The 2,292-nt window shown below is 73.5% G+C and carries 3 protein-coding genes and 1 pseudogene; all 4 read right to left on the bottom strand.

Annotation, left to right across the window (positions count from 1 at the left end):
* Nucleotides 1–396, bottom strand: a pseudogene (locus ABD317_RS36025) (HD-GYP domain-containing protein); the annotation flags it as partial.
* 96 nt (nucleotides 397–492) lie between these two features.
* On the bottom strand, nucleotides 493–843 hold the full coding sequence (rsrA, locus tag ABD317_RS36020) for a mycothiol system anti-sigma-R factor (RefSeq protein ID WP_027753998.1): 351 nt from the start codon (nucleotides 841–843) through the stop codon (nucleotides 493–495).
* On the bottom strand, nucleotides 840–1,523 hold the full coding sequence (locus tag ABD317_RS36015; protein ID WP_037781886.1) for a sigma-70 family RNA polymerase sigma factor: 684 nt from the start codon (nucleotides 1,521–1,523) through the stop codon (nucleotides 840–842). The genes rsrA and ABD317_RS36015 overlap by 4 nt, the downstream gene beginning before the upstream one ends.
* A gap of 257 nt (nucleotides 1,524–1,780) precedes the next feature.
* On the bottom strand, nucleotides 1,781–2,292 hold a 512-nt coding region (locus ABD317_RS36010; RefSeq protein WP_344296114.1), incomplete at its 5' end, for an alpha/beta hydrolase family protein.

Below are 2,292 nucleotides of genomic sequence, written 5' to 3'. Positions count from 1 at the left end.
GCCGGGCGCGCGCTCGCGGGCGTACGCGGCCGCCCAGCCGGCGAGCGCCAGCTCCGCGGCCCGCCAGAGCCGCCGGGGCGCGGCCGGCTGCTCGGTGATCCGGGCGGTCAGCGTGCCCGGGAGCGGGAGGAGGGCGGCCGCGGCGGGCGGCAGCAGAAACGCTCCTGCAAGCAGGGCGGGGAAGAAGGCGCCGATGCCGTCGGGCACCCGGCCCGCCAGCGGCGGAACGCGCCACAGGTGCTCACCGGCCGCGTAGACCGCGGCGAGCAGGGCCAGCGCGGCCCACGGGACGGCGGCGCCGGGCCGCAGCGCGGGGGCGGCGCAGGCCGCCGCGGCGAGTACCGCGCCCAGCAGGCAGGCGCGTCCGGCCGGAGAGACCTGCCCCACCTGCCGCATGCGCCCCACGCTCCTCGCCCGTGCGCTACTCCGTACGAGTTGGGGAGCATAGGGCGGCTGCTACGGCCGTATGGGGCGCAGTCGCGCAAAAGAACACTACGAGCCGGGCGGATTCGCACCTTCGAGTGACGTGGAGCGGCCGTCGTCACCGGTGCTCCCGGTGTCGAGCACGGGCTGGTCCGGCACGTCGTCGCCGGACCTGATGAGGTCGATCCGGCCCATCACCTTCGCGCGCAGGTCCGTCGGCACGTCGTCATGACCGCAGCAGCGTTTGACGAGCTTCTTCACGGCCTGCTCCAGGCCGTACTTCTCCAGACAGGGGCTGCACTCGTCGAAGTGCACCTGGATCTTCGCGCAGTCCCCCTCGGGCATCTCCCGGTCGAGATACTCGTAGAGGTGGTCGAGGACCTCTGAGCAATCCGTCTCGTGCGGCTCTCCGCAGCTCATGACCCCGAACCCTTTCCCGTGTGCGAGCCGGCCGACTCGGGCCCGGCCCCCGCCGGCATCAGGCCGCGCTCCTGCGCGTAGTCCTCCAGAAGGCCGCGCAGCTGACGGCGACCGCGGTGCAGCCGGGACATGACCGTACCGATCGGTGTCCCCATGATGTCCGCGATCTCCTTGTAGGCAAACCCCTCGACATCCGCGAGATACACGGCGATGCGGAACTCCTCCGGGATCGCCTGGAGGGCTTCCTTCACGTCCGAGTCCGGCAGGTGGTCCAGCGCCTGGGCCTCGGCGGAGCGCAGGCCCGTCGACATGTGCGACTCGGCGCGCGCGAGCTGCCAGTCCTCGATCTCCTCGGCGGCGCTGCGCTGCGGCTCGCGCTGCTTCTTGCGGTACGAGTTGATGAACGTGTTCGTCAGGATGCGGTAGAGCCAGGCCTTCAGATTCGTGCCCTCGCGGAACTGGTGGAAGGAGGCGTACGCCTTGGCATAGGTCTCCTGCACCAGGTCCTCAGCGTCGGCGGGGTTGCGCGTCATGCGCAGCGCGGCCGAGTACATCTGGTCGAGGAACTGGAGCGCGTCGCGCTCGAAGCGTGCGTTCCGTTCGGTGGACGTCTCCTCGGGCGCCTTCCGCTCGTCGGCCGGCTCGCCCTTCCCCGTGTCGGTCCCAGTGACGAGACCCACCTCCTCCAGCACCGTGGTGGAGCCACCCGTGGCCCCGTACCGTTCGGAGGATAGACGACGTCCCTGCACATCCGCCGCCCAGTACTCCTCCGCTGCCGCCGGCTGCGGACGCGACGGGCATGCAACCGCGCTCATGCGCTTCCCTTCGTTGATCGCCTGGAACGTACATCCGCGACAACACATGCTCCCGACAGCGCATTCCCCCGGCGGCCCGCACCGACCGCCACGAGGGCCGGGAGGGGGCACGTGCGGGAGCGTCAGCGCAGGCCGGCGAGCCACTCCGCCGCCGCGGCGGTGATCGTGGCGGCGGTCCCGGCGTCGTCGGCCGGCGCGCTCCTGGCCACGGCGAAGCCGTGGTCGGCATACGGCACGGGCACCACGTCGGCGTCCGCGGGGAACTCCGCGGGACCGCCGAAGGGGTCGCGCTCGCCCTGCACCACGCGGGTCGGCACCCCGGCGTCCCGCAGCTCCGCCAGCCGCGACTTCTCCGGTTTGCCCGGCGGGTGCAGCGGGAACGCGAGCGCGAGGACGGCCCGGGCCCCCAGCGCGCCGGCCGTGCGGCAGGCGACCCGGGCGCCGGCGCTCCGGCCGCCGGCGACGACCGGCACGCCGGGCTTCTCCAGGGCGGGCCACAGGGCGGTCCAGCCGGCGTCGAGGGTCCGGGGCGCGGGCGCCAGCTTGCGGCCGGCGACCCGCCAGGGCTGCTCGACGAGCGCGACGGTGACGCCCTCGGCGGGCAGCGCGTCGGCCAGCGCCCGCAGGTTGTCGT

It is taken from the genome of Streptomyces synnematoformans, assembly GCF_039531005.1.
GTDB classification, from domain to species: domain Bacteria; phylum Actinomycetota; class Actinomycetes; order Streptomycetales; family Streptomycetaceae; genus Streptomyces; species Streptomyces synnematoformans.
Note: the sequence above shows the minus strand (reverse complement) of the source record. Positions and strands in the feature narration are given on the sequence as shown.